The sequence below is a fragment of the Bacillus sp. ME78 genome, assembly GCF_903970865.1.
GTDB lineage: Bacteria > Bacillota > Bacilli > Bacillales > Bacillaceae_G > Bacillus_A > Bacillus_A cereus.
The window spans coordinates 1-26,114 of the sequence record NZ_CAJCKK010000043.1 but is presented as its reverse complement, the minus strand read 5'-3'; the positions used below and the strand labels follow the sequence as shown (position 1 = coordinate 26,114).

The window sequence follows — 26,114 nt, the reverse complement described above, 5'->3', positions numbered from 1 at the left end:
AGCCCGGCATACATCCGGACTTTCACTATCTGTTCAATACTTCAATATACGAAGCATTTCCAGTTGTTCTTAAAGCAGAGCGAAAATTGTTATTTTCTAGCGTTTTAGCGACTTGTTGTAATTGCTGTGCATCATCATGATGGATAAGTAAGCTGTCAGCACCGTTTTCCTCTATATGAATGTGTTCAACATTTCCAATGGCATCATGTATAGCTTTTAAAAATTCAGGTTTCATGGTGTCCTCCTATATGTATGTAACGTTTTTATTTAGTATTTCCTTATTTTTGAAATATAAAAGTAAATGAAAGGAGAAATAAAATGAATATAAAGCAGTTTAACGAACATATAACATCACTATTTGGAGAGCATCTTCATAAATACGGCGATGATGAATATGGTTTTACTCATATAAGTAAAGATGAATTTCACAAAATCGGTTACACAACAAATTTAACGTTAGAAACTATTGAAGAAGCGTATAGAAATGGAGTCGATATGATAGTTACACATCATGCGCCGTGGAGTTTTTTATTTGGTATGGAAGAGGCTTGTATTGAGAAATTGAAGCAATATGAAATGAATCATTTTTGGGTTCATTTGCCGTTAGATTTTGTAAATTTTGGCACGTGTACATCGTTATTTAACGGAATTGGAATAGATACAATACTGGAATATTCCACGTATGAGGAAGAAGAACTACCGGGAATAGGAGAATATAAAGAAGCGATTCCTTTTTCAAACTTAGTTGGAAAACTTGAAGAAAAAATGGAAGAGAAAGTGAAGAGCTGGAGAAATCACGATAAACCAGTAAAACGGATTGCGATTTTAACCGGTGCAGGAAACAATACAAATTTGATTGAACGTGCATTAGAAAAAGGGTGTGACACGTACATAACAGGTGAAAAAACATTATATACAGTTCAACATGCGAAATTTAAAGGGATTAATTTAATTGTAGGCAGTCATACGTTTACAGAAGTGTTTGGTGTAGAAAGTTTGGCTCATAAATTACAAGACATAGACCCTGCAATAGAAATTATTAGAGTATATGAAGAGCATTTAGAGTGATAAAATCACGTTATCATAAATGGGATATTGAAGAAAGCCATTGTAATAAAATAAAATTGTTGTTTGTTATATTAGGATGGTTGGGAGGATTTCCCTTGCGTTTGTCAAATAATAGTAAAGTTGTCTTTTGGTTTGAGGGAATCTTCCGAATTAAAGGGTGAGAGAATGGACATTTCAATAATCACTGCACAACTAGTTAAGGAAAAAGTTATTTCACATTATTCAAATAGCGTAAAAGCATTAAACGGGGGAACGGCAAGTACTATATATTTGTTAGATGAACAATACGTTGTAAAGTTGAATGAATCGGATGTCATACGTGAAGAAGCTTATTTTCTTCAGTTTTATAAAAAGGACGAATTATTTCCAAAGCTTTTATATAAGGAACCTTTAAATCGCTATATTGTTTACTCATTCCTTGAGGGCACAACTTCTTGCAAACTAGGCTATAAACGGAGTGTTCTTTGTAAACTTGTAAAAGAAGTTATCAATGAGTATGAAGTAGCTACAGAGGTTGATGGCTGGGGATGGAAAGAAAATCCGGTTCAATCTTGGAGTGAATTTTTAACAACAAATGTGATAGAATCTCATGAAAATGTAAGGCGTTACATAAGTGAAGAAGAGTATAGAACGGTTCTTAAGTTAGCGAATAGGGACGCTGGAATAAATCAGCCGTTTTTATTGCATGGTGATCTTGGATTTCATAATTTTATATTTCAAGAGAATAAACTGCACGGTGTAATTGATCCTTTACCAGTGTTAGGAGATCCTATATATGATTTAATTTATGCGTTCTGTTCAACTCCAGAAGATTTAACAAAAGAAACGATTGGTTATGCGATGAAACAATGTGTATTTCATAAAAATGACCGTGATTTATATGAAGAGATAGTCATAGGATTATATTTGCGTATAGATACATGTTTACGGCACCACCCGAAAGATTTAGAAGATTATTTAGAAGCTTGGCGTTATTGGATGGGTGAGGTTGAGGTGACTTTATAGTACAAATATTTTTAGGGGAGATGGTGAGATGAATGTTGCAGAAGCGAAAAAGGATTTAGCAATAAAAACGAAGAGAGGCCTACCGATTATATTAGCCGGCGTTTTATTTTGGATAGTTATGAGTATAACGGGATTTGTTCTTTCTGAAAAACAAGTGGTGTGGGTATATTTAATCGGTATGGGCTGTGTGTTTCCTTTTGGCTTAATGATAGCTGCTATATTGAAGATTGATATGTTTGCGAAAGGAAATCCGTTAGGGGTTTTGGCAGGCTTAATTGGTGGGATAAATGTATTGAATATTCCACTTGTATTACTTGCCTATTTTCAATTTCCAGAATGGTTACCTTTTGTAGTAGCAATGTTAATAGGTGTTCATTTTATCCCGTACGTATGGATTTATGAAAGTAAAAGTTATGGTTTATTGTCAGTAGGGACTGTATTTGTAACGTCAGTTTGCGGGATTCTTTTTGCAGAAAAAGGATTTACTGTAATTCCATTATCGGTTACAGTTGTCTATTTACTTACTTTTATAAGTTTAATGATTGAAAATAAAAAAGCAGATCATTATCAACAAAAGTCAGCTTAATAAAAATATAGGGATAGGGGAAATTATGATGAAAAATTTCGTTTGTACAACGTGTGGCGTGCAGTATGCAGCGAGTGTAGAAGAACCGGTGAGTTGTCATATTTGTGATGAAGAGAGGCAATATGTGAATCCAAAAGGACAATCTTGGACGACACTAGAAAGCTTACAAATTGGTGATACATATAAAAATGAAATAATCGAAGAGGAAGATGGACTTTATAGTATTACAACAAAACCAGGATTTGCGATCGGTCAAACGGCATTTGTAGTGAAAACAGAGTCATATCGTTTACTGTGGGACTGTATTACGTATTTAGATGAAACGACAATTACGAAAATAAAAGAGCTTGGCGGATTAGATGCGATTGCATTGTCTCATCCTCATTATTATTCAACGCAAGTAGAATGGGCAGAGACATTTGATGTACCAATTTATATACATGAAGATGATAAAGAGTGGGTGATGCGTCCGAGTAGTCGTATTATTTATTGGTCTGGTGAGTCTTTACAATTAGCTGATGGATTAGTCATTCATCGTTTAGGGGGACATTTTAAAGGTGGATCTGTCTTACATTGGGAAGAAGGTAATGACGGAAAAGGAATTTTGTTAACAGGTGATATTATTCAAGTTGTAGCAGATGAGCGGTGGGTAAGCTTCATGTACAGCTATCCAAACTTAATTCCACTACCAGCGAGAAAAGTGGAAGAAATGGTGAATCGAGTGAAGCCGTTACAGTTTAATCGTTTATACAACGCTTTTCATCGAGTAGTAAAAGAAAATGCAAATGAGGCAGTTGAACGTTCTGCTGACAGATATATAAAAGCAATAGAAGGAAAGTTGTTTCATACGTAAAAGGAGAGTAGCTTAATGAAAACGTTAGTATGTTTTGGAGATAGTATTACAGCTGATGAAACATTTTTTGATGGAATGCCGAGATTAACACCACGTTTGCAAGAGATGTTTCCGAATTGGATAGTAGTGAATGCAGGTGTTCCAGGTGATAATACGTTCGATGCGTTAAATAGGATTGAAGAAGATGTAATATTATATAAACCAGATTTCGTAACAGTTTTTCTTGGTACGAATGATGCGGTTTCTTTTTCTCAAGTGTCATTACAAGCATATAAAGAAAACTTAGAGAAGATTGTGAACCAAGTTTCATCAGATAAAGTGCTACTGATTAGTCCTGCACCAGTTGATGAAGAAAGACAGCATAATAGAACAAATAGAGTGCTTAGTCAGTATGCAGACGTGGTGGAGAAAGTGGCGAGGGAAACAGGAAGTTATTTTCTAAACGTATTCGCTGAAATGATTCAAGAACGGGATTATAAAAGATTTGTAGAAAATGATGAAAAAGATGGATTACACTTTGGGCCAGAAGGTTATGAGTATGTAGCGAAGTTAATTGGTGAAAAGTTAAAAGGGATTTTATAAGGAGCAAAGCACTTAGTGCTTTGCTTTTTCATATTTCTTTCGTAGTCCATAAACTTATTGATTGCTGTAATTTGGATAGATATTTTGCATTTTTATCCCGCATTAACTGCCCGTAAATGCCCGATTGGTGAGGGCTAATAATCAGTGGGGGATGAGCAAAAAAACCACTGATTAAAGTTTCACTTTATGTGGGTAAAAGGTTAGTGCTGTTTTAAAGTAATATAAATTTATTTTTAAAAATTTATATTTCGTAGTTGAAAATTAATAAAGGTGTAACTATAATAGTTACAGTAAGTTTGTTGTTTTGAGATGTACATATTGAATTACAAGAATGAAGGGAGTTTTTATGTAAATCAAAAAGCTATAAAATCTATTAATTTTTATAATAAGATAAAATGCTTTTGGTTCATACACATTATTAAATATGTTATTTCTAATAGAAAACTAGAGGTGGAAAAATGAAAAATTTTAAAGGTATGTTAATATCATCACTTGCAATTACAGCTTTTGCTGGGGTAGGTACGACATTTGTAACAAATACAGTACATGCTGCTAATGACGATTCTAGTAAAATACAAGTTCGTTCTAATAAGAGTATAAACACAACAACTGGCTCGAGATTGCCTGTATTATCAGTCAATCCTTATGATGAACCTAGATTTTCAAGACAGGGATATCTTGAAGAGGCACCTTTAGGAATTAATGCTCCTTATGCTTGGGGAATTAAAGGAGGAAATGGCCAGGGAGCAACTTTTGTAGATTTGGAAGAAGGTTGGTTATTAAATCATGAAGATTTAGTCGGTCAAAATATTGAATTTATGTCTGGAAAAATGAGTAATGATCTTTCTCACGGTACTTCAGTTCTAGGTGTTGTTTCTGCAGCTGACAATGGGATTGGGAACATTGGGATTGCACCAAAAGCAAAGGCAAAAGTAATTTCAGTGATCCGAGATAATGGGAGAATCGATGTAAGAGATGCTATTTTAAGTGCCGTAGATTCTTTACAGGCTGGAGATGTTTTATTAATAGAAGAATCCTTTAAATATGATGGATATGGAGATGACCCTTTACCAGTAGAAGTATACCCGAGTATATTTAACGCAATTCGCAAAGGTACAGATAAAGGCATTATTATTGTAGAAGCAGCTGGTAATGGTGGGATTGATTTAGATGAATTTAAAGACCGTAATGGTAAGCAGATTTTAAATCGAAATAGTCGAGACTTTAAAGATTCAGGAGCTATTATAGTTGGAGCATCTACTGCAAGAGTTCCTCATAAACGTTTAGCTTTCTCTAACTATGGTAGTAGAATTGATGTATATGGTTGGGGAGAGTATGTTGATACATTAGATACATATCAAAATCAAAATAGTAAAGGACAAAAAGTTACAGATCAGAACATAATTAATCGTTATACTTCTAATTTCCGTGGTACTTCTAGCGCTTCGCCTATAATTGCTGGGGCTGCTGTATCGATTCAAGGGATTGCTAAAGAACATTTAGGTAAGGCATATACACCAAAAGAATTGAGAGCAATTTTAAGTAATCCTAATACAGGCACAAAGTCTAATAACCCATCATCTGATAAAATAGGGGTTTTACCAGATTTAAAAGCGATTTTGTCTAACCTTGGATTTCATAATGATTTGACTACCAATGATCCTATGGTATTTCCAGATAACGTAGAAAAAAATGAAGGAAAAGAAAATTCAACTTTCGTATTTCCAGGTGAAGAAACAAAAAGAACAGGTGATAAAAATTCAACTGTAACCTTTCCAGAAGAAGATTTAAAACAGGAGGAAAAAGAAGAGGGATTAATTGTTTTTCCTGATTAATAAAAAAATACTACCTTCCATTTGGAGGTAGTATTTTTTATTTCTTGTCAATAACAAGCAGGCATGAAATTTGTATTTGTTTATCTTTCATAATGAATTTAACTAATAAAATCGAATATTTGACTGTTAATTTACTTTTTCGTCTCAATCAATTACATGAATTAATCTAGAAATGCTTGCTGTAATGCTTTCAGTCCATCGCTGTAAATACCATGAAACAGATTAATTGCCTCTTCATCACTAACCTCAACAGGAGTGAATGTACCAGACCACTCTACTAACGATGTGTTACTTTCAGTACCTTCTTTCACCTGGATTGTAGATAAATAATTAGTGACTGGGAATGGTGCATTCATGATTGAATACGTGTAGTAGCGCTCTTTATCATTGAATACTTCTAATCGTTCTATAATTGTATCCCCATCCGGATTAGCTAGATGACGTACACGACCGCCTTCAGTTAATTTACTGCTAGGTATATAAGGTAACCAGTCTGGAAGGGAGTTGAAACCTCCGATTAATTGCCATACTTGTTCCGGTGAAGAAAAAATTTCCATAGATGTAGTAGTATGTGCCATATTCATTACGCTCCTTTTCATCCCGGTATTTACGGGTAAATAATCAGTGGGGGATGCTCCCACTGATTAAAGTTTCATTATTATTTTACGTTGATTGGTAGTGGTGCATTAGGTGCTACTAGTTTTTGTTCGCGCATTTCTTCCCAGAATGCTGCTGGAATTACTGTATTTAAGGCGTTTTGGTCTTCTACAATTCGTTCCGGTTTACTTGCACCAGGAACAACGGCAGCAACTGCTGGATTTGCTAGTGAAAATTGTAATGCAGCAGCTTTGATGCTAATTGCGTGACGATCTGCAAGAGCTTTGATTTTCTCAACTTTTGCAATAATTTCTGGCGATGCTTTTTGATATTCGAAGTGAGCGCCGCCAGCAAGAATACCTGAGCTATATGGGCCACCAACAACAATATCCATATTATGCTTTACAGCTGCAGGCATTACTCGTTGCAATGCACGTTCGTGGTCTAATAATGAATAGCGACCAGCTAGTAAGGATATATTTGGTTTCGCTTCTTCTAAATCAAGCATAAGTTCAATTGATTCTACTTTGTTTACTCCAAGCCCCCAGCCCTTAATAACTCCTTCTTCACGTAAACGTGTTAGCGCACGGAATGCTCCTGTTCGAGCTGTTTCAAATTGTGAAATCCACTCATCACCATAAAAGTCTTGTGCTAAATCATGAATGAAAACAAAGTCTAGACGATCAGTTTTTAAACGTTTCAAACTTTGCTCGATAGAACGAAGTGTTGCGTCTGCGCTATAGTCATTGATCATTTTATTTTTGCGACCAAATTCGAAAAGTCCGCCTTTTTCACCTAAATCACGTGCAGATGGATCTTCTAGTTCATCTGAAATCGTTCGACCTACTTTGGTGCTTAAAAAGTAATCATCACGATTTCTCTTTGACAGTGCTTCACCAAGACGGATTTCCGCTAAGCCAGATCCATAAAGTGGAGCTGTATCAAAGTAACGAACGCCATTCTCCCAAGCAGCATCCACTGTAGCGATTGCTTCTTCCTCTGGGATATTACGGTACATATTTCCTAGTGGTGCTGTACCAAAACCGATTCTTTCTTTTAGTAATTTACTCATTATAGATATCCTCCTAAAATGTATTTAATAATGAATTCATCATTGTGAATGGATGTGAAAATGAAAATATGTCATTTCATCGTCTGATAAAATGTATGATAAAAATGCTCACTTTAAAGTACAGGTACTAACAGGTAATTTCTAACACTGCATGACTCACTCAACTCTTACAAATGCTATTATGAAATGTATTTTACATAATGAAAAGTACGTACTTTAAAGTGATATAGATACTAAAAAGTAATACAGGTACTTTTTGGTGCCGTACTACTCATCTGCTGTTTACGTATGCTATTATGAAACATGTTTAACACAATAAAAAGTACGTACTTTAAGGTGCTATAGATACTTAAAAGTAATATTTAAATATTTTAGCTTATTTGTCTTATAAAATTATTAAAGGAGATTTTTATATGAAAACATACAATATTCCTGTAGAGGCAACTTTAGAGGTTATCGGTGGAAAGTGGAAAGTAGTTATCCTTTGTCATTTAAAGAAAGACAAAAAGAGAACGTGCGAATTAAAACAATTAATGTCTGGTATTACACAAAAGATGTTAACGCAACAATTACGTGAATTAGAAGAAGATGGTGTAATCGAGAGAAAAGTGTATAACCAAGTGCCACCAAAAGTAGAATACTCTTTAACTGATTACGGTCATTCTTTAGATTCTATACTCGATACTCTTTGTAACTGGGGAGAAAATCATCTTGAAAAGAATGGTAACACGTCTATGCTTATAACCGCAGTTGAATAAAGAAAGAAAAAACGAACGAGAATACGTTCGTTTTTTCTTTTTGTATAGAGGGAGATTTTTAAGCAGCATAATTACTTTTTTGTAATATAGGTACTTTTTTGTGCTGTAGGAACTAAAATGTGCCGTATAGAAAATTATTTATTTTTACGTAACAATAGATAAGGAATTTATAAAAAAGGAGAGGAGATCGCGTGAAACAATATAATATACCTATAGAAGCAACTTTAGAAATTATCGGTGGAAAGTGGAAGGTCGTCATTTTATGTCACTTAACGAAAGGGACGAAGAGAACGAGTGAGTTGCAACGTCTAATTCCTGAAATTTCTGTGAGAATGTTAACGCAGCAACTACGTGAGCTGGAAGAAGATGGTGTGATTACACGTGAAATTTACAAAGAAATTCCCCCTCGAGTAGAATACTCCCTAACCGATTATGGGTGGTCTTTACAAAATGTATTAAATCAATTAACCGCATGGGGAGAACGATGCATAGATAGAAAAAACACAGAAGTTAAGTGAAATCTCTATATGTAATATTGAAAACACCACCTAATGAAGAGGTGGTGTTTTTCGTTTTAAAACTTTAGAAAGTTGTTATGATGAAAAGTAAAATTTTTGAGGACCTGTTTCAGTCAGGGGTACTTAAAAGTGCCTACATCACTTTAAAGTACGTACTATGCTTCATAATATAACCGTTTTATAATGACACTCGTAGCAAGAAGTCATAAAGATTTTAAGCTATGTTCAAAAAGACTTATTAACTAGTATAGTTTTTTGTTCAATTTTTTAGTAGGAGATGTTTTTATGGTTGAAGAACTTTTTTATAAAAAAATACTTAAAAATCTGTTTTCAGATCCAGTTCAAATTACACTTTGGAATGGAGAAACAATACAATATGGCGAAGGGGAACCTCAATTTCATATAACATTCCATAAGCCGCTCTCAAAAAAAGAAATTGCTAAGGATCCTTCTATTGCATTCGGTGAAGCATATATGAATGGAGACCTTGAAATAGAGGGTAACCTTGAAAAAGCAATTCAATCTATTTATAAAAGGCAGGATAGCTTTTTAGGTGATAGTAAGTTGCAATATTTCAAAAGTAAATGGAATTTCTCAAAACAAAAAAATAAAGATGATATTGCTCATCATTATGATATTGGGAACGATTTCTATAAATTATGGCTTGATGAAACAATGACATATTCTTGTGCATATTTCCAAAATGAGCAAGATTTTTTAACGACAGCGCAGCATAATAAAGTGAATCATATTTTGAAAAAGTTGAATCTTCAAAAAGGTGATACGCTATTAGATATCGGTTGCGGGTGGGGTGAGCTCATTACAGCTGCCGCTAAGCAGTACGGTGTGAAAGCGATGGGAGTAACATTAAGCGAGGAACAATTTGCAAAGACTTCCGAGCGAATTAAACAAGAGGGACTTACGGATTTAGTTGAAGTATCTTTACTTGATTACCGCGATATTAGGAATCGTAAATTTGATAAAATTGTTAGTGTAGGTATGATCGAACATGTAGGAAAAGACAACATTACGCAATACTTTGAAACAGTTAACAAACTACTAAATGATGGCGGGATTTCTCTGCTGCATTGTATTACTTCTCCGGCTAATGGTGGTGCTACGAATGGTTGGATTGAAAAATATATATTCCCTGGTGGGTATGTTCCTGCTGTTAACGAATTAATCACGAACATGACAAACGAACAATTTTTCATTGTTGATGTGGAAAGCTTACGTAGACATTACGGGAATACATTACAACATTGGGCTCAAAATTTTGAAAACGTACTAGAGGAAGTTCGCAAAACGAAAGATGAGCGATTTATCCGCATGTGGCGTTTATATTTAAATGCATGTGCAGCTTCGTTCTTTACAGGTAATATTGATTTACATCAATTTGTATTTACAAAAGGGATTAATGATACAATTCCGATGACACGTTCGTATATGTATGAATAAGAGTATATAACCAAGTAGCTCTCAAGTCATTGAGTATAAATAAAATGATGATAGGATATAAGTCTATAACGTAAAGTCGAGATGGGAATCAGAAAATGATTTCTATCTCGACTTTTTGATATATAATTTTGAAATTAAAACTATATACTTTTAAAGATAAAAATATATAATAAATGTAGAAACAAAAATTTATGAGCAAGGAAGTTGAAGAACATGACATTAACAATGGGCTTTATTGGATTTGGAAAATCAGCTAACCGTTATCACCTACCTTATCTAAAGACACGTAATAATATAAAAGTAAAAACAATTTTTGTACGTCAAATAAATGAAAAATTAGCGGCTCCATATGAGGAAAAAGGTGTTTACTTCACTACTGATTTAGACGAATTGTTGAATGACAAAGAAATTCAAGTTGTGACAATTTGTACGCCAGCACATACGCATTATGAATTAGCAAAAAAAGTTATACTAGCCGGAAAATCAGTTATCGTTGAAAAACCATTTTGCGATACAGTAGAACACGCCAAAGAATTATTAGCATTAGGACGAGAGAAAGGTGTAGTCGTTATGCCTTATCAAAACCGCCGTTTTGATGGTGATTTTTTAGCTGTGAAGCAAGTAATTGAACAAGGATTCCTTGGTGATATTATTGAGATTGAATCACATATTGATTACTTCCGTCCGGGTTCAATCACTCATGAAGCTCCAAAAGAAGAAGGTTCATTTTACAGTTTAGGTATTCATACGATGGACCGTATGATTTCATTATTTGGCCGTCCAGATACGGTAACATATGATATTCGTAATAATGAAATGGAAGGTGCGGTTGATAACTATTTCGATGTTGGTCTACATTACGGAAATCACCTGAAAATTAAACTGAAAACGAACCATGTCGTAGCGAAAGATTATCCACGCTTTATCGTTCATGGAACAAATGGATCATTTATTAAATACGGTGAAGATCAGCAAGAAAATGATTTGAAAGCGGGGATTATGCCTGAGAGTGCAGGGTTTGGTGAAGATTCACCGATGTACTATGGAGTTGCTAAGTATCGTAATGCAAATGGTGACTGGATTGAAAAACAAATTAAAACACCGCTTGGTGATTACGGTCGTTTCTATGATGCAGCGTATGACACAATTGTAAATGGTGCACCAAAACTTGTGAAAGATGAAGAAGCAGTAACGAATATTGAAATCTTGGAAAACGGATTTGCTGCCCCATCACCTTCAGTTTACAAACTTGAGGCTTTACATTTGAATGAATAGAAGAGAGTTTGCGGTATAAAGGAGGTATGGAAATGGCAAGCGGATCAACACAAGTAAAATACCTCGGCATTTATCAAAAGATTAAACAGCAAATTTTAGACGGTGAATATAAAATCAACGAAAAAATTCCGAGTAGCTCCGTCCTTGCTGAAGAATTCGATGTTTCAGCACTTACGATTAAAAAAGCGCTGGATCTATTAGTAAGAGACGGCTACATTATCCGTCGGCGCGGAAGTGGAACAGTGGTACAAGATTGGCATCAGCAGGAAAAGGCACGAATGATTCAAACTTTAACAGGTACGAAAGCTGTTTACGGTAGTGAGGTAGAAAGTAAAATTATCGAGTTTGCGATTGTAGGTGCTGATGAAGTAGTTGCTGAGAAATTGGGAGTTTCAATTGGTGATTTCGTCTATAAAATCATTCGCCTCCGCATCATTCACAGCATTCCGACGATTATGGAGCATACATGGATGCCAATTTCGGTTATCCCAGGTGTTGAAGCTTCTGTTTTAGAGGAGTCGATATACTCACATATTCAAAATAAACTTGGTCTTGAAGTAGGGACATCTGTTGTCAGGGTTAAAGGGATTCGCCCAGATGATAGGGAAAAGCAGTTTATGAACTTAACAAATCAGGATTTCCTAATGCGAGTTGAGCAAGTAGCTTACTTAACGGATGGACGAACTTTTGAATATTCTTATGCAGATCATTTACCGGAAACCTTTGAGTTTGAAACAGTCATTACGGCAAAAAATTATAAAGAGACATAAAATAGGTTGAGGCAAGCATTGTCTCAACCTATTTTATGTCTTCTACAGTTATTATTCATCTGCTGTAATCAGCATGGATGTGTTCCCGGTTTTTTCAAGATGAACTTCTCCCCAGGAACAGAGGGAATCAAGTATAGCTCCTAAAGACGAACCGTAATCCGTTAAAGAGTACTCTACTTTTGGTGGTACTTGGTCATATACTTTCCTTTGGATTACACCATCTTCTTCTAGTTCCCGTAATTGTTGCGTTAACATTTTTTGCGTAATACCAGGCATTAAACGTTTTAATTCACTCGTTCTTTTTGTTCCTTTTTTTAAATGACAAAGGATAACAACTTTCCACTTTCCGCCAATAACTTCTAAAGTCGCTTCTACAGGAATATTGTATGTCTTCATAAAAAAAACTCCTTTGATGAATTTAGATTACAGTTGTGAGCCTACATCCGTTGCAATACTAAAATTATTTCTTTTTAGTACCTATAACACTTTAAAGTGCGTACTATTTATTGTGCTAAATATCGGTCATAATAATCGATGTAAGAGAGAAATAAGCAGAATGGCACTTGAAAATGCATATGTTACTTTTTAGTACCTATAACACTTTAAAGTACGTACTTTTTATTAGGATGAATATAATCCATAATAGCACTTGTAAGCAAGAAATGCGTGAAATGTGCTTTGAAGGAGCCATCATGCTATGGGGAATTTTACATGAGAATAATTTGTTGTGTTATTAAAATTAATCCAAGACTTAACAGTTGATTAATTGAACTGTAAAGTTTAAAATTACAGTAAGATTTTTAAAAGTGAGTTGTTAACGTCTGTAAAATGTAGCATGAATAATAGAGATAAATGAAACATTGCTGAATAATTAACATTATGTGAATTTGATTCTAAACTGTAATTTTTTTTAATACATTTCAATAAGCGATATTTAAAATGTACGTTTAATAACATTAAAGGAGTGAGTTAAATATGGTAATTCTATATACAACAGCAAGCTGTGCTTCATGCCGAAAAGCGAAAGCATGGCTTGAAGAGCATCAAATTGATTATATTGAAAAAAACATCGTATCAAATTCTATGACAGTTGATGAGCTTAAATCGATTCTTCGTTTAACTGAAGAGGGGGCTACTGAAATTATTTCAACTAGATCCAAAACTTTTCAGGACTTAAATATAAATATTGATGAGCTCTCGCTAAATGAATTTTATACATTAATAATTGAGCATCCACTAATGTTGCGTCGCCCGATTATGCTGGATGAAAAAAGATTGCAAATTGGTTTTAACGAAGAAGAAATTCGCAAATTTTTACCACGTAGCGTCCGAACATTTTTAAACATTGAACTGCAAAAGTTGGCTAATTAATAAATAATATTTCTTACGGAAAATTTTCTTGAAAGGAGGAAGCAGAAGATGATTGAAGTATGTGTTACAGTTAATTATAATGATAGAAATTATCAAACAAATGTTATTGTGAGTAAAGATACGATTTGGACAAAAATTAAACAACTGGCAGAAGAACAAGTGAAGAAACAGTGGAGTGTTTAATTTTCTTTTTAACTTAAAAAGCTAAATGAAGTTATCAGATATAGGTGGGACGGGATAGAATATAAGGGAATTAATTTTTTATGGCAAGAAGCATTCCACATGTTTTAACGTTCTAACCAATCTGTAATATTTATGGCTACAGTATGTTAATATATGAGAAACAATATTTTTAATCGTAGGAGGAAAATCATGAACAGCGACTTTACCTTGGCCATACACAGTTTAACTTATTTAGCTTTACAGCCAGACCGGATGTCAACAAGTAATGCTATTTCAGAAAGTGCAGGTGTTCATCCAGTACGCATTCGCAAAGTACTAAGTTTGTTAAAAAAACATAAGTTTATACAATCGAAAGAGGGGACTGGTGGCGGTTTTATTTTCGCTCGCGATTTAGATGAAATTAATCTTTGGCATATTTATCAGATAACCTCTGAAGGTGCTTTGCAGCCGAAGTGTCCAGAATCAAACAATCAGTGTGTTGTAGGTTCGAACATGCGAAAAGTTCTTTTCGCTATTTTCTTAGGTGCTGAAGAGCATCTAGGTGAATACTTAAAGAATTATACAATGAAAGAAGTTGTTGACCTTATCAATCAAAAGCGTTAAGCGGCTTAATTATTATATAGCCGTGAGTTCTTAATACTTAAATGTAATGAAAAATATTACAGTATAATTTGTTTTTATATCTTTTTTATCGTCACAAAAAATATTTATAGGAAGGTGAAACGGTATGATGTCAAATAATAATCATGTTTTAAAAGTAGGAGATTGGGTTCGTGGAATATCAAATGAAGGTGAATTAATAGTTGGTTATATTGTATCACTTGATGATGTAGAGGATATAGTTACAGTTAGTATTGTGAAACGTGACGGCCAGTACACAATAAACGAAGCGATTTTACTCTTTAGTAAACACGTTAACAAACTCCCTGAATCAAAGGTAATAAATAAGGAACAAATCCTTTATCTTATAGATCTTGCATTATTAACAGGGGATGAAGAATGGTTTATCGAGCTTTCTTCAAAATTAAACTCGATAAACGAGCTAGTTAATGGGGGAGTTTAATTTTTTAGCTTATGCCCTAATCAATAATATCCTCTCTTTTGTTGCATCTTAATAAAAGAGAGGATTGATGTTATGAAAATAAGATTAACAATGGTTAGCATCATATGTCTGTTTAGTTTTTTATTACCATGCATTTCTGCTCAAGCAATTGTAAAAAAGGAAAATGATATAAACAGAAATTTTGGCATAGATTTAACCGGTTATGAACTTTATTCGTTTGGAGACTTTAACCAATTAGATTATAAGATAACGCCACTTACTCAGTTGTTTTTAGGGATAGTGCAAACAGAAGGTGAGTGGATTAATGAACCACGATTATATACTAAAGGAAATAAAGGTTATTTTCATCTTTTGAAAGCGGACGGTATGAATGTTCTTTATACCGTTGAAAAGAGCGGGGATTTGTGGAGGATTATAGATGTAAAAAGAAAGAAAATCAACAGAATACCTGTACCAAAAAAACTTTTAAAAGAAGTAGTAATTGAGCTCTTATTGGAGCCGATAAGCAAAGAGGTTGAAAACTATTATAAGGAACCAAAACTTTGGTATCGAGGTTCTGAAAAATACTTGAAATAAGAAAAGATACAACAAACTATACTTTTTATGTAACTGTTCAAATTCAAACTTTTGAGGGTGCACACAATCCGCCTTATGGAGAGGACACAATTACTTTTCGCATAAAAGGAAATGATGTAAAAACGATTCATTACAAACATAGAGATATTCCTGAAGAAGAGTCGAACAAACTATACTTAAGATGACATTGAAGTAATTTGTTTGTGAATCCTTGATAACGATAATTATGTAAATGAGCTGTCCATATGGGGCAGTTTTTTTGTTTTTTGCTCAGTGTATTTTTTGCAAAATGTATATGAATTCAATATTGATAATATATATCCCAAAAATTGGTTTTTTTATTTTGTGAATCTTTTCTTTTTTCCTACATTAATTATTTATTAGAATATCTTTTATGTTTAAAATAAATTTTTTTGATAAAAGTGGATATAAGTATTTTTAAAATGAGTCACCTAGAAAGACAATGTATAATTGTATATTTTTACTAACTAATTCAGCTTTACACGATAAAAACAATGGCTACATACTAACTGTAAAATATTATCCATATAAAATTATTCCACTTTAATATTTCTGAAAATATAAAAATATTAATTTTATAAATATACACGTTATAATGAGGGCGTCGAGAGAAATTTTATTATCTCTGGAGAAAATATAAAAAATGCGATTCTTAGTAAGAAAGGTGTGTGATTAGAGACAAAATGTATGTAATGTGCTTCAGTGGCTTGTGTAAGCAATATCATCAGTGCTACCGAAGTTATGAAAGTAATGTATAGAATTGAGAAAGAAATGCCTCGCAAATGAAGAGAGGCCGGTTTAGCTAAAATTACTGTTAAAAGTAAAAAAGAGAAACCATTAAAGTAATACACTGTTATTAGAAATGTTGCAACGTATTTATGAAGTCTATTCTATATTGTTCTCTTAAGGGGTCTTTATATAAAGAGCGGATACTTTGAGTAAACTTTTTTGTGAACGCTAACAATTATATTAGGACGCTAACTAGCGAATGTTTCAATTTGGATTCATTATGATGAAGGACATACAATGTGGGGCAACTTGTAAGGAATTCATTTTCCGAAAAGGGAATATTTGTTAGATACAAAGAGAGATGCAGGAATAGATACAAGGGGGAGTTATTATATGAACGGGAATACTGCAAAGAAAATAGAAGTTCAAGCTGAAAATACCGCACTAAAAAATGAGCAATATGCAGATCCGAAAAAGTGGCATAAGCAGGATACTACATGGGCACTCAGTCTATTTGGAACTGCAATTGGAGCAGGGGTGCTCTTTTTACCGATTAATGCAGGTTCAGGTGGTTTATTATCTTTACTACTAATTACATTGCTTGCATATCCAGTTATGTACTACTCACATAGGGCACTTGCTAAAATGATATACGCTTCTAATTCTGCTGATGAGGGGATCACAGGTACAATTAGAGAGTATTTCGGAAATAAAGCGAGTATCATTTTTAACATCGTATATTTTGGTTCAATTTATACAATCGTACTAATGTATTCGGTTGCGCTTACAAACACTGCAAGTAGTTTTATCGTGCATCAATTGCACATGCCAGAACCTCCAAGAGCTATTTTATCACTTGTATTAGTTCTTGGTCTTATCGCTATACTGAATTTTGGTCAAGATATTACTGTAAAGGTAATGAGTATGTTAGTGTATCCTTTCATAGTTTCTCTACTTTTTATCGCAATATCTTTAATTCCACAGTGGAATACGTCAATGCTTAGTTTTTCAGCTGTTTCAACTGCTTCAACAGGAACAGGCTATTTTGGGACGATATTGATGATTCTACCAATCATCGTATTCTCATTTAATCATTCACCTATGATTTCATCATTTGTTGTGAAACAGAGAGCTACGTATGGAATCGAAGCCACTGATGCTAAATGTGCGCAAATACAAAAGGTTTGTTATATCATGACATTCGCTGTTGTTATGTTCTTCGTTTGGAGTAGCGCATTGAGCTTGACTCCAGATGATATAAAAATGGCAAAAGAACAAAACTTATCAATTCTTTCATATCTTGCTAATGAGCTTAATTCGCCTGTAATCACTATTGCGGCTCCAATTATTGCTTTTGTGGCTATTACAAAGTCTTTCCTTGGCCATTATATAGGAGCATTTGAAGTAATGCGTGACATGATTATTAAGTTCGGTAAATCACGTGGAAAAGATATTGAAGAAAAAACAATTAAGACAATAATCCTTACTTTTGTTGTATTATCATGCTGGTTTGTTGCTTATACAAATCCAAGTATTCTTGGACTTATTGATTCTCTAAGCGGTCCTTTAGTTGCTGCTATCTTATGTCTATTACCGATGTATGCGATTCAAAAAGTGCCAGTACTAGCTAAATACAAAGGGAAAATGAGCAACGTATTTGTTATTATTGTAGGTGTACTTACTGTCTTAGCAAGTATTAAGTCATTATTCTAATTCACTACTGTTGGTTTTAGTATCAAAATAGTTGGATCTGAGAAAATAAGGAGCAAGTTTTGAGTAGTTTTTTTCAAAACTTGCTCTTAAAATATTCTAAGGAATTAATTTTACAAATAAGTTTATTCATATTAGTCATCTAGCGTTTTGGTCATATACTCATCCAATATTATCAAGACTTAAATCGGAAAATTTTAAATATCAAGCGCCTAACGTATTATATATCCCTAATATGTTAGGCGCTTTTATTTTGGATAATAAATTTTGAACCTGAATTTGAATAGTATATTTCTCTATTTGATGCTTATTTAATATTGTAAAATTTGTATTGAAAATTCGAGGTTTTAAAAGTATCATATACATATTCAAACATTTGAAGATGTATATGATACTTTTTGAAATTGAGGAAAAGTAACGGAGGGATTTCAATGGGAAACGAAATGCAACAATTTAAAGCAGATTTCTTTAAAGCCTTAGCACACCCTTTGCGAATAGGTATTTTAGAATTATTGTCAGAAGGTGAAAAAAGCGTAAACGAAATTCAAGATATTTTAAATAAGGAAGGCTCAGCTGTTTCTCAGCAATTAAGTGTACTACGTTCAAAAAATATTGTTGTTGGTAGGAAAGATGGAAAAAGAGTTTTATATTCTTTACGAGACCCTATTATTGTGGATTTATTGGTGGTTGCACGGAAGATTTTTAACAACCATTTAATTGATGCGATTTCAATGTTAGAAGAGCTAGATGGAGCAGAAAGTGAAATGATGGCTAAGGAGGGATAGGTTGAGTATTGAGGTTAAGAAAGAAGATATCATCCAACATGGAATTGAAACATTTCGCTCATTAGGAGCTCATTACGTTTGTGAAGTTTGTATAAAAAGTGGAAATTCTTGTTGTTTTTCATGCCAACATTTACAAGATGGAGTTGGATGTCGAAAAAGAAATACTGCTTGTACAGCTTGGTTATGTGGAATTCAAGGTTTTTTATTTGATCAAATAGGATTACTGGATGAATGGAATCGTTTTTGGAGTGAAATTCCAGGACAAATGTTTCGTAGAGATATTACTCCAGATAAGGTAAGGATTAGATCGTTTATTGATACAAAGAAGCTAGATAGTCGAGCCGGAGAACGTTTAGCAGAAAGATTGAAATCCTATGTACAACAAGGTGGAGATATAGGTGAATTGGAGTGTCATTTAAGTAAAACATATAGTAAATATTAGGATGTTTTTTATTTTTGTGAAAAGGACAATTTTCTGTATAAGGGACCGAGAAATACATTTGTAATCCAGATCTATTAAAAATAGAAAAGAAGGGTTTGTAATGAGAAAGTTATTTACAGGAAGGTTTGAAGGATATTCATTAGCACATTTTCAAAAGGATCTTCTTTCAGGAATGATTGTTGGAGTTGTTGCGATTCCACTTGCTATGTCTTTTGCTATAGCCTCTGGTGTTAAGCCAGAGTATGGGATTTATACAACCTGTATTGCTGGAATACTCATTTCACTGTTTGGTGGTTCGAAGTATCAAATTGGAGGACCTACAGGTGCTTTTGTTCCGATTCTTTTAGGAGTTGTAATTACCTATGGATACGAAAATTTACTACTCGCGGGTTTGTTAGCTGGAATTATTTTATGTCTTATGGGAATCTTCAAACTAGGCTCTTTAATTAAGTTTATTCCACGTCCTGTAACAATTGGTTTTACTTCAGGTATTGCTGTTATTATCTTTACGGGACAAATTGCTAGTTTTTTAGGTTTAACAGGTATAAAAAAGCATGAGGAATTTCTAGCGAATTTGAAGGAACTCTTCACTCATATCAGTACTACCAATTTTTATAGTGTTATAACTGCTTTGATTTGCTTTTTTGTTATACTCATAACACCAAAGATTTTACCAAAAGTGCCTGGTTCATTAGTAGGTGTTGTTATTTCGACTGTAATTGCAACTGTATTTTTCTCAGGTCATGTACCTACTATTGGTACAGCATATGGCACGATTCCAAATACACTTCCTCAGTTTGATATACCAGAAATCACATTAGAACGTATAAAACAGTTAATTGGTCCTGCATTTGTTATTGCGATGCTCGGTGGAATTGAATCGCTTTTATCCGCTGTCGTGGCAGATGGTATGACAAATAGTAAACACAACAGTAACAAAGAGCTTGTCGGTCAGGGGATTGCAAATATTGTTACCCCGTTATTTGGCGGGATTCCAGCAACTGGAGCAATTGCTCGTACAGCGACTAATATTAAGAGTGGGGCTGTATCTCCGATGTCGGGTATTATTCATGGGGGATTTGTGTTATTGACACTTTTACTGTTAGCTCCATATGCTTCACATATTCCTCTTGCTAGTATGGCTCCCATTTTAATGGTGGTAGCTTGGAATATGAGCGAACAAAAACATTTTTATCACATACTCAAAATGAAGACAGGAGATTCCCTTGTATTACTAGTAACATTTTTACTTACTGTATTTACTAGTTTAACAACAGCTGTGGAGATTGGTCTTATTTTAGCTGTTATTTTGTTTACAAAACGTATGAGTAATATGCTTGTTATATCTAAAGTGCTTCCTGATCATACAAAAAAGAATGAAAAATTGTTATCGCATGTGGTAAATAAAGCTCATGATTGTCCACAAATTAGTATTTATACAATAGAAGGGCCATTATTCTTTGGGGCTGCTCAAACATTTGAACAAAATATTTTAGCGACTATTCATTATAAACCTAAAGTTTTAATTTTACGTATGGGAAAAGTTCCTTTTATTGATACCACAGGAGAGTCTTACTTTAGGAATATTGTTCAGCACTTCAAAAAACAAGGTGGCGTACTTCTTATTTCTGGAATTCAATCAGAGCTAAAAGCCAATCTAGATAAGAATGGATTGTATGCTGAAATTGGGAAAGAAAACTTTTTTGATCATACCGGGGAAGCAATTAATTGTGCTTTAGGACATCTGAATACAAAAAAATGTATAGGGTGTAAGCATTTTGCTTTTCATGAGTGTACAGGGCTTTCTCAGCAATCTCAGGAAATCAATACAATAAAGAATAAAGTAAATGCATTAGATTTTTAAAAATTTCACTTCACATACAAAGTTTGTTTGATTTAATCTACTTTTTCATCATTTTATTAAAAAATAGAGAAGAAGAAAGTTTGCTTTGGAGAATGTGGAGAAGATTTTTTACAAGGTGTGAACAAGTAGTTTTTTTATACATTCAACAAATAAGTATCAAACAGTAAGAAGAGAATATTTCCCGTATATTTAAACGAAAAAGGGAAATTAAAAATAATATTTATTTAATAGAATACACGAAAACGAGTGGAGGAAATAAAAATATGTCTAATTTACCAAATTGTCCAAAATGTAATTCAGAATACACTTACGAAGATGGGAATCTTTTTGTTTGTCCAGAATGTGCTCATGAGTGGACTTTAGAATTAGAAGCTGAAAATAGTGAAGATACAAAGGTAATTAAAGATGCAAATGGAAATATTTTAAACGATGGTGATTCTGTAACAGTAATTAAAGATCTTAAAGTAAAAGGAACTTCATCAGTTGTAAAAATTGGTACAAAAGTAAAGAGTATCCGATTAGTTGATGGAGATCATGATATTGATTGTAAAATTGATGGTTTTGGAGCTATGAAATTAAAATCTGAATTTGTTAAAAAGGTATAAATACAATTTTGTTACATCAAAATTAGTTTGAAGTTAATGAATATACACTGTTTTTCAGTTGTACCCTGTGCCCAACAACTTAAGAATTTCGAATTACCTCGAAATGATAAAATGAACTTTTGGTTATGATTCAGCAGATTTTTTTGGGGAGTACCATGAAATTTTAGCTTGCTAGCGATATAGTGCTGCCGAAATATTTGAAATAGCTATAAGACTATTCTTTCGATGGTATGATGAAAGATATGGAAAAGGAATAGGTGTCAATCAGACCCCAATATTAATCTTGACCATTAGCAACAAAAAACCACCTCTCATAAAGGTGGTTTTTTAGTATTAATATATTTTAATTAGTCACGTCTAAATGGACCTTTTGGAGCAATAAGCTCTAAATTAGTACCATCTGGATCACGGAAGTAGGCAACGCCTGTGCCAAATCCAGATTTCTAGCCGTCTTCTTGAAAGATAATTGGTTCGTCATATGGGTGCTATCCTATGCCCATCAAGCTAACAAAATGGATTGCCTCTGAAACAAAAAAATTTTTATTACTATAAAAAACGTAAAGTATCTGTTTTTAGAAAAAATTAATTTTTATAAATTGATGGAGATATAACTCAATTCTTTTATATATTTAGTTAAATATGATTGTCAGAATGAACTTAAAGTAATTATGATTTCTAGAAATGCGAACTGATGTTTTGAATTGGTTTAAAGTTGCTGGAACAAAATAAAACCAATTGAGCAAAAAAACTTGCAAAAATAAAAAGAGAGATATATATTAATTGATGTATCAATAATTGATATATCAATTAATATTTTGACAAGAAAGAAAAGGAACATTTTATGAAGGAAATGTTCGTAAATATCAGTGGAGAAGAACGCAAAATACTTATTCATATTCTATTACAGATGCAAAAAAATGTAGAGAATATTAAAGAATAGAGAGTGTAGGGGGCGAATAGTGTGGAAATAATCGCAGCTATTTTAGTCGGGATCGTAGCATTAGAACATTTGTTTATCATGATTCTTGAAATGTTTTTTATTGATTCAAAAGTAGCGAAACGTGCTTTCAAATTACCGAAGCATTTAGAAGGAGATCGAAACGTAGCCATTATGTTTGCAAACCAAGGTTTATATAATGGATTTTTAGCGGCTGGTCTCATTTGGGGACTTGTACTTGGGCTCAATCCAATTGGTTATATGATCCAATTATTTTTCGTGATTTGTGTGGTGATAGCAGCTATTTTCGGAGGTTTCACATCTAATAAATCAATTATTGTGAAACAAGGACTTCCGGCTGTTTTAGCACTGATTGCCCTTTTATGTATGATTTAGAATCAAAGTTTCTCAATAAAAGAACTCATTTTTGAAAAATACGCTATTCTTTCTGTAGAATTATAGGAAAGGATGGCGTTTTTGTATGCCTATTTCTATAAGTAGTGAATTATAACTATTTCCTCAAGGGACTCAACTGCTTTTCAGCTTTTGGATATATTTTCATCCATCTTTGTTTCCTCCTATTGTTGGATAGTGTAATAATTGATAAAAATTTTGATGAAATTGAATTATAACGACTGATCAAAAAAGTTAGTGATTAAAAATATTATTCTTTAGTACATACATTTTTAAGATGTTAAATATATTTCATAATAGTCTCTGTAAGATAGGGATAAATAGAATAGTACTTTAAAGTACCTATAGCACTTTAAAGTGCGTACTTTTTATAACTTTGAATATCATTCATAATAGCACCAGTAAGAAGAAAACAAGCTTTACGGTACTACTAGTTACCAACGATGTTACAGCAGTTTATTTAGAATCAGATTGATTGAAGGGTTGTACTATATGGCCTAATAATTTCGAAAAAATGTCGGTGTGGCATAAAACAATTATGGAGGTTAAAGATATGAGCACTTCAAATTTGAATGAAATAAGTAAACAAATTTTAACAGAGGAGGAAACACTTCAATTTTCCTCTTTTACAAATGAAGATGCCTTGCAACTAGGTTTATTTATCGTTGAAACAGCAAAGCGAGAAGGAAAATTGATTGCTGTGGATATAACGAAAAATGGTGTGCAATTGTTTCATTTCAAGATGACAGGGACAAATGAGGAAAATACGAAATGGATTGAGCGTAAAAAACGAGTCGTTTCCCTGCATGATCGTAGCTCGTATTATATGCAGATACAAAGTGAAATAACTGGAATTTCATATAATGAAAAATATCTTTTAGATACTTCGGAATATGCTGCGTTTGGTGGATGCTTTCCTATCAGAATAAAAAACGTAGGGGTTATTGGAATGATAACAGTTTCAGGATTACCACCAGAAGAAGATCACGAATTGGTAATAAGAGCAGTTAAACATCAGTTGAACCAATAGTTGTAACTAGTGAATAGATAATTAATTTTAGGGGGCAATACTATGCCATTAATTGAGCTAAATACTTGGCCAACCATGTCAACAGAAGAAAAGAAGGAATTTATTTATAGTGTAACGGAACTTACAATAAAACTATTAAAAATTGTCCCTGACAAAATTCAAGTGTTGATAACGGAACTTGAGAAAGAAAACTGGGGGAAAGCTGGGGCTGTAGCAAGTGATGCTACCTTTGCTGAGAAAAGTAGGGTGTCCGATTGGGAGACAAAAGAGTCTTACGATACACCAGGTTGTAACGTTAATGGAATGGCTATTATTAAGATTGATATATGGAATACATTTGATCAAGAGACAAAGGATAAGTGGGTAAAAGAACTTACACAAGTAACATCTAAATATACTCATGCACCTTTGGATAAAGTGCTAATTCTTATTCGTGAAATGATTCCAGGGAACTGGGGACAAAGTGGTGTAACAGGATCTAATGCAGATTTCCTTTCCAAAAGTCGTACATTTTAATCGTTAAATAAAAAAGGCAAAAATGAACACATTTCTGTTCGTTTTTGCCTTTTTATTATTTGTCTGTGGTAATGAACATGATCCTTTGTATGTTTAAGTAATGTCCTCTAAAGGTGCCTCTACGGGAAAAGTGTATTTCTTCATTTGAAAGTCTTTTTCATGGAATGTAGATTTCAATTTTTGAGCAAAATAAGCTAGGTTATATAAATGTTACTTTTTAGTACCTATAGTACTTTAAAGTACGTACTTTTTATTATGTTAAATATCATACATAATAGCACATGTGAGAGGGAAACAAGATTTATGGTACGAGCAATTAACTATGTTACTTTTTAGTACCTACAGCACTTTAAAGTGCGTACTATTCATTATGTTAAATATATTTCATAATAGTACATGTAGGAGAGGGACAAGCTTTACGGTACTAAAAAGAGAATGCAACCATTCATAATAGCGTTTGTAGAGATTAAATATATTTTTTAGAAGATAAAAGGGCCTTTTTATCGCACTATTATGATAGGAATTATAGGGAAGAGGGGGAGCTCAATTGAATTCATATACAGCATCGTCTTCAGAAGTTCAGACGAATCGAAGAAGTATATTTGCGTTATTAGCGCTAGCAATTAGTGCGTTCGGGATTGGGACAACTGAATTTGTTAGTGTCGGTTTATTACCATCTATTTCGGAAGATTTACATGTGTCGGTTACAACAGCTGGTTTAACAGTTTCTTTATATGCGTTAGGTGTAGCGTTTGGTGCTCCAGTATTAACGTCATTAACAGCTAATATGTCACGAAAAACGTTATTAATGTGGATTATGATTATTTTCATTATTGGTAACGGAATCGCAGCGGTAGCAACAAGTTTCACTGTATTACTTATTGCGCGAATTGTTTCTGCACTTTCGCATGGTGTGTTTATGTCAATTGGTTCAACGATTGCTGCAGCACTTGTCCCAGAAAATAAACGTGCTAGTGCAATTGCAATTATGTTTACCGGCGTAACAGTTGCGACTATTACAGGGGCACCAATTGGAACATTTATTGGTCAACAATTTGGCTGGAGAACATCATTTTTAGCAATTGTAGTAATTGGAATTATTGCCTTAATCGCAAATAGTATTCTCATTCCATCTAATATGAAAAAAGGTACGTCTGTATCATTCCGCGATCAGTTTAAATTGATTACGAACGGAAGACTGTTACTAGTTTTCATTATTACTGCATTAGGATATGGGGGAACATTCGTAACATTTACGTATTTATCTCCGTTATTACAAGAAGTAACAGGATTTAAAGCAAATACGGTTACTATCATTTTATTAGTGTATGGAATCGCCATTGCGATAGGAAATGTGATTGGCGGAAAATTATCGAATCATAATCCGATTCGAGCGCTATTTTACATGTTCTTTATTCAAGCGATTATATTATTTGTTTTAACATTTACGGCACCATTTAAGGTAGCTGGGTTAATCACTATTATTTTAAT

The 26,114-nt window shown here is 33.5% G+C and carries 28 protein-coding genes and 2 pseudogenes; 25 read left to right on the top strand and 5 right to left on the bottom strand.

Features of this window, described 5'->3' with window-relative positions:
• Positions 1-25: 25 nt before the first annotated feature.
• Positions 26-235: a hypothetical protein gene (locus H6481_RS26290; protein ID WP_075719109.1), complete on the bottom strand. Its 210-nt coding sequence runs from the start codon at positions 233-235 to the stop codon at positions 26-28.
• A gap of 83 nt (positions 236-318) precedes the next feature.
• Here H6481_RS26290 and H6481_RS26285 point away from each other — a divergent pair, with 83 nt between their 5' ends.
• The 6 genes from H6481_RS26285 (at position 319) to H6481_RS26260 (ending at position 5,929) form a co-directional block, all read left to right on the top strand.
• A complete protein-coding gene (locus H6481_RS26285; protein ID WP_098566744.1) occupies positions 319-1,068 on the top strand; it encodes a Nif3-like dinuclear metal center hexameric protein in 750 nt (249 codons plus the stop codon).
• 165 nt (positions 1,069-1,233) lie between these two features.
• Positions 1,234-2,073, top strand: coding sequence for an aminoglycoside phosphotransferase family protein (locus H6481_RS26280; RefSeq protein ID WP_182813620.1), 840 nt, complete (start codon positions 1,234-1,236; stop codon positions 2,071-2,073).
• A 28-nt stretch (positions 2,074-2,101) separates the two neighbouring features.
• Positions 2,102-2,659, top strand: a complete 558-nt coding sequence (locus H6481_RS26275; RefSeq protein WP_182813618.1) for a hypothetical protein — start codon at positions 2,102-2,104, stop codon at positions 2,657-2,659.
• A gap of 25 nt (positions 2,660-2,684) precedes the next feature.
• Complete coding sequence (locus tag H6481_RS26270; RefSeq protein WP_078994376.1) at positions 2,685-3,512, top strand: MBL fold metallo-hydrolase; 828 nt, start codon at positions 2,685-2,687, stop codon at positions 3,510-3,512.
• A 15-nt stretch (positions 3,513-3,527) separates the two neighbouring features.
• The gene (locus tag H6481_RS26265) at positions 3,528-4,094 is read left to right on the top strand and encodes an SGNH/GDSL hydrolase family protein (protein WP_182813617.1); all 567 of its coding nucleotides are present in this window, start codon (positions 3,528-3,530) and stop codon (positions 4,092-4,094) included.
• 458 nt (positions 4,095-4,552) lie between these two features.
• Positions 4,553-5,929 (top strand): S8 family peptidase, encoded by a 1,377-nt coding sequence (locus H6481_RS26260; RefSeq protein ID WP_168410607.1) that lies wholly within the window; start codon positions 4,553-4,555, stop codon positions 5,927-5,929.
• A gap of 161 nt (positions 5,930-6,090) precedes the next feature.
• Here H6481_RS26260 and H6481_RS26255 read toward each other — a convergent pair whose 3' ends face one another.
• Both H6481_RS26255 and H6481_RS26250 read right to left on the bottom strand, forming a co-directional pair.
• Entirely contained in the window at positions 6,091-6,507 is a 417-nt protein-coding gene (locus tag H6481_RS26255) for an SRPBCC family protein (protein ID WP_000951538.1), read from the bottom strand.
• An 80-nt stretch (positions 6,508-6,587) separates the two neighbouring features.
• Positions 6,588-7,598, bottom strand: a complete 1,011-nt coding sequence (locus H6481_RS26250; RefSeq protein ID WP_182813615.1) for an aldo/keto reductase — start codon at positions 7,596-7,598, stop codon at positions 6,588-6,590.
• 413 nt (positions 7,599-8,011) lie between these two features.
• Between H6481_RS26250 and H6481_RS26245 the strand changes: the two genes are divergently transcribed.
• From H6481_RS26245 to H6481_RS26225, 5 genes are all read left to right on the top strand, one after another.
• Positions 8,012-8,356, top strand: coding sequence for a winged helix-turn-helix transcriptional regulator (locus tag H6481_RS26245; protein ID WP_000860821.1), 345 nt, complete (start codon positions 8,012-8,014; stop codon positions 8,354-8,356).
• Positions 8,357-8,547: 191 nt separating this feature from the next.
• Positions 8,548-8,874, top strand: a complete 327-nt coding sequence (locus tag H6481_RS26240; RefSeq protein ID WP_000816339.1) for a helix-turn-helix domain-containing protein — start codon at positions 8,548-8,550, stop codon at positions 8,872-8,874.
• A gap of 285 nt (positions 8,875-9,159) precedes the next feature.
• Positions 9,160-10,332: a cyclopropane-fatty-acyl-phospholipid synthase gene (locus tag H6481_RS26235; RefSeq protein WP_182813613.1), complete on the top strand. Its 1,173-nt coding sequence runs from the start codon at positions 9,160-9,162 to the stop codon at positions 10,330-10,332.
• 213 nt (positions 10,333-10,545) lie between these two features.
• On the top strand, positions 10,546-11,607 hold the full coding sequence (locus tag H6481_RS26230; protein WP_182813611.1) for an oxidoreductase: 1,062 nt from the start codon (positions 10,546-10,548) through the stop codon (positions 11,605-11,607).
• Positions 11,608-11,639: 32 nt separating this feature from the next.
• Positions 11,640-12,377, top strand: a complete 738-nt coding sequence (locus H6481_RS26225) for a GntR family transcriptional regulator (protein WP_016123066.1) — start codon at positions 11,640-11,642, stop codon at positions 12,375-12,377.
• A 51-nt stretch (positions 12,378-12,428) separates the two neighbouring features.
• Here the strand turns inward: H6481_RS26225 and H6481_RS26220 are convergent, their stop codons facing one another.
• Positions 12,429-12,773, bottom strand: a complete 345-nt coding sequence (locus H6481_RS26220) for a helix-turn-helix domain-containing protein (protein ID WP_000860831.1) — start codon at positions 12,771-12,773, stop codon at positions 12,429-12,431.
• A 579-nt stretch (positions 12,774-13,352) separates the two neighbouring features.
• Between H6481_RS26220 and spxA the strand changes: the two genes are divergently transcribed.
• The 10 genes and pseudogenes from spxA to H6481_RS26170 all read left to right on the top strand — a co-directional run bounded on the left by spxA (position 13,353) and on the right by H6481_RS26170 (position 21,726).
• Positions 13,353-13,748: a transcriptional regulator SpxA gene (gene spxA, locus H6481_RS26215; protein ID WP_000236189.1), complete on the top strand. Its 396-nt coding sequence runs from the start codon at positions 13,353-13,355 to the stop codon at positions 13,746-13,748.
• Between the two features lie 48 nt (positions 13,749-13,796).
• Complete coding sequence (locus H6481_RS26210) at positions 13,797-13,931, top strand: BA3454 family stress response protein (protein ID WP_000573532.1); 135 nt, start codon at positions 13,797-13,799, stop codon at positions 13,929-13,931.
• A gap of 189 nt (positions 13,932-14,120) precedes the next feature.
• The gene (gene saiR / locus H6481_RS26205) at positions 14,121-14,534 is read left to right on the top strand and encodes an Rrf2-family transcriptional regulator SaiR (protein WP_182813609.1); all 414 of its coding nucleotides are present in this window, start codon (positions 14,121-14,123) and stop codon (positions 14,532-14,534) included.
• Between the two features lie 124 nt (positions 14,535-14,658).
• Positions 14,659-14,994 (top strand): IDEAL domain-containing protein, encoded by a 336-nt coding sequence (locus H6481_RS26200; protein ID WP_000987464.1) that lies wholly within the window; start codon positions 14,659-14,661, stop codon positions 14,992-14,994.
• A gap of 72 nt (positions 14,995-15,066) precedes the next feature.
• Positions 15,067-15,755: pseudogene (locus H6481_RS26195) on the top strand (DUF3888 domain-containing protein).
• Positions 15,756-16,713: 958 nt separating this feature from the next.
• Positions 16,714-18,033, top strand: a complete 1,320-nt coding sequence (locus tag H6481_RS26190; protein WP_001014168.1) for an aromatic amino acid transport family protein — start codon at positions 16,714-16,716, stop codon at positions 18,031-18,033.
• A gap of 428 nt (positions 18,034-18,461) precedes the next feature.
• Entirely contained in the window at positions 18,462-18,815 is a 354-nt protein-coding gene (locus H6481_RS26185; RefSeq protein ID WP_006924203.1) for a metalloregulator ArsR/SmtB family transcription factor, read from the top strand.
• A gap of 1 nt (position 18,816) precedes the next feature.
• Positions 18,817-19,257, top strand: coding sequence for a hypothetical protein (locus H6481_RS26180; RefSeq protein WP_000021461.1), 441 nt, complete (start codon positions 18,817-18,819; stop codon positions 19,255-19,257).
• A gap of 100 nt (positions 19,258-19,357) precedes the next feature.
• Positions 19,358-21,121: a sulfate permease gene (sulP, locus tag H6481_RS26175; RefSeq protein ID WP_001228485.1), complete on the top strand. Its 1,764-nt coding sequence runs from the start codon at positions 19,358-19,360 to the stop codon at positions 21,119-21,121.
• A 263-nt stretch (positions 21,122-21,384) separates the two neighbouring features.
• Positions 21,385-21,726 carry a zinc ribbon domain-containing protein YjdM gene (locus tag H6481_RS26170; protein WP_000067658.1) on the top strand — a complete coding sequence of 114 codons (342 nt, stop codon included), beginning with the start codon at positions 21,385-21,387 and terminating at the stop codon, positions 21,724-21,726.
• A gap of 347 nt (positions 21,727-22,073) precedes the next feature.
• Here H6481_RS26170 and H6481_RS26165 read toward each other — a convergent pair.
• Positions 22,074-22,199 (bottom strand): annotated as a pseudogene (locus tag H6481_RS26165) (VOC family protein); the annotation flags it as partial.
• A gap of 488 nt (positions 22,200-22,687) precedes the next feature.
• Between H6481_RS26165 and H6481_RS26160 the strand changes: the two are divergent.
• The 4 genes from H6481_RS26160 to H6481_RS26145 all read left to right on the top strand — a co-directional run.
• On the top strand, positions 22,688-23,059 hold the full coding sequence (locus tag H6481_RS26160) for a DUF1304 domain-containing protein (RefSeq protein ID WP_078994367.1): 372 nt from the start codon (positions 22,688-22,690) through the stop codon (positions 23,057-23,059).
• A gap of 532 nt (positions 23,060-23,591) precedes the next feature.
• Positions 23,592-24,107, top strand: a complete 516-nt coding sequence (locus H6481_RS26155) for a heme-degrading domain-containing protein (protein WP_142384888.1) — start codon at positions 23,592-23,594, stop codon at positions 24,105-24,107.
• Positions 24,108-24,149: 42 nt separating this feature from the next.
• Positions 24,150-24,623 (top strand): tautomerase family protein, encoded by a 474-nt coding sequence (locus H6481_RS26150; RefSeq protein WP_098852078.1) that lies wholly within the window; start codon positions 24,150-24,152, stop codon positions 24,621-24,623.
• 547 nt (positions 24,624-25,170) lie between these two features.
• Positions 25,171-26,114: MFS transporter (locus tag H6481_RS26145; protein WP_182813607.1), on the top strand; the 944-nt coding region annotated here is incomplete at its 3' end.

Excerpts from the sequence above, each read along its gene's own strand:
- H6481_RS26290 (WP_075719109.1), bottom strand. The coding sequence starts at position 235 with ATGAAACCTGAATTTTTAAAAGCTATACATGATGCCATTGGAAATGTT.
- H6481_RS26285 (WP_098566744.1), top strand. The coding sequence starts at position 319 with ATGAATATAAAGCAGTTTAACGAACATATAACATCACTATTTGGAGAG.
- H6481_RS26280 (WP_182813620.1), top strand. The coding sequence starts at position 1,234 with ATGGACATTTCAATAATCACTGCACAACTAGTTAAGGAAAAAGTTATT.
- H6481_RS26275 (WP_182813618.1), top strand. The coding sequence starts at position 2,102 with ATGAATGTTGCAGAAGCGAAAAAGGATTTAGCAATAAAAACGAAGAGA.
- H6481_RS26270 (WP_078994376.1), top strand. The coding sequence starts at position 2,685 with ATGATGAAAAATTTCGTTTGTACAACGTGTGGCGTGCAGTATGCAGCG.
- H6481_RS26265 (WP_182813617.1), top strand. The coding sequence starts at position 3,528 with ATGAAAACGTTAGTATGTTTTGGAGATAGTATTACAGCTGATGAAACA.
- H6481_RS26260 (WP_168410607.1), top strand. The coding sequence starts at position 4,553 with ATGAAAAATTTTAAAGGTATGTTAATATCATCACTTGCAATTACAGCT.
- H6481_RS26255 (WP_000951538.1), bottom strand. The coding sequence starts at position 6,507 with ATGGCACATACTACTACATCTATGGAAATTTTTTCTTCACCGGAACAA.
- H6481_RS26250 (WP_182813615.1), bottom strand. The coding sequence starts at position 7,598 with ATGAGTAAATTACTAAAAGAAAGAATCGGTTTTGGTACAGCACCACTA.
- H6481_RS26245 (WP_000860821.1), top strand. The coding sequence starts at position 8,012 with ATGAAAACATACAATATTCCTGTAGAGGCAACTTTAGAGGTTATCGGT.
- H6481_RS26235 (WP_182813613.1), top strand. The coding sequence starts at position 9,160 with ATGGTTGAAGAACTTTTTTATAAAAAAATACTTAAAAATCTGTTTTCA.
- H6481_RS26230 (WP_182813611.1), top strand. The coding sequence starts at position 10,546 with ATGACATTAACAATGGGCTTTATTGGATTTGGAAAATCAGCTAACCGT.
- H6481_RS26225 (WP_016123066.1), top strand. The coding sequence starts at position 11,640 with ATGGCAAGCGGATCAACACAAGTAAAATACCTCGGCATTTATCAAAAG.
- H6481_RS26220 (WP_000860831.1), bottom strand. The coding sequence starts at position 12,773 with ATGAAGACATACAATATTCCTGTAGAAGCGACTTTAGAAGTTATTGGC.
- spxA (WP_000236189.1), top strand. The coding sequence starts at position 13,353 with ATGGTAATTCTATATACAACAGCAAGCTGTGCTTCATGCCGAAAAGCG.
- H6481_RS26210 (WP_000573532.1), top strand. The coding sequence starts at position 13,797 with ATGATTGAAGTATGTGTTACAGTTAATTATAATGATAGAAATTATCAA.
- saiR (WP_182813609.1), top strand. The coding sequence starts at position 14,121 with ATGAACAGCGACTTTACCTTGGCCATACACAGTTTAACTTATTTAGCT.
- H6481_RS26200 (WP_000987464.1), top strand. The coding sequence starts at position 14,659 with ATGATGTCAAATAATAATCATGTTTTAAAAGTAGGAGATTGGGTTCGT.
- H6481_RS26190 (WP_001014168.1), top strand. The coding sequence starts at position 16,714 with ATGAACGGGAATACTGCAAAGAAAATAGAAGTTCAAGCTGAAAATACC.
- H6481_RS26185 (WP_006924203.1), top strand. The coding sequence starts at position 18,462 with ATGGGAAACGAAATGCAACAATTTAAAGCAGATTTCTTTAAAGCCTTA.
- sulP (WP_001228485.1), top strand. The coding sequence starts at position 19,358 with ATGAGAAAGTTATTTACAGGAAGGTTTGAAGGATATTCATTAGCACAT.
- H6481_RS26170 (WP_000067658.1), top strand. The coding sequence starts at position 21,385 with ATGTCTAATTTACCAAATTGTCCAAAATGTAATTCAGAATACACTTAC.
- H6481_RS26155 (WP_142384888.1), top strand. The coding sequence starts at position 23,592 with ATGTCGGTGTGGCATAAAACAATTATGGAGGTTAAAGATATGAGCACT.
- H6481_RS26150 (WP_098852078.1), top strand. The coding sequence starts at position 24,150 with ATGCCATTAATTGAGCTAAATACTTGGCCAACCATGTCAACAGAAGAA.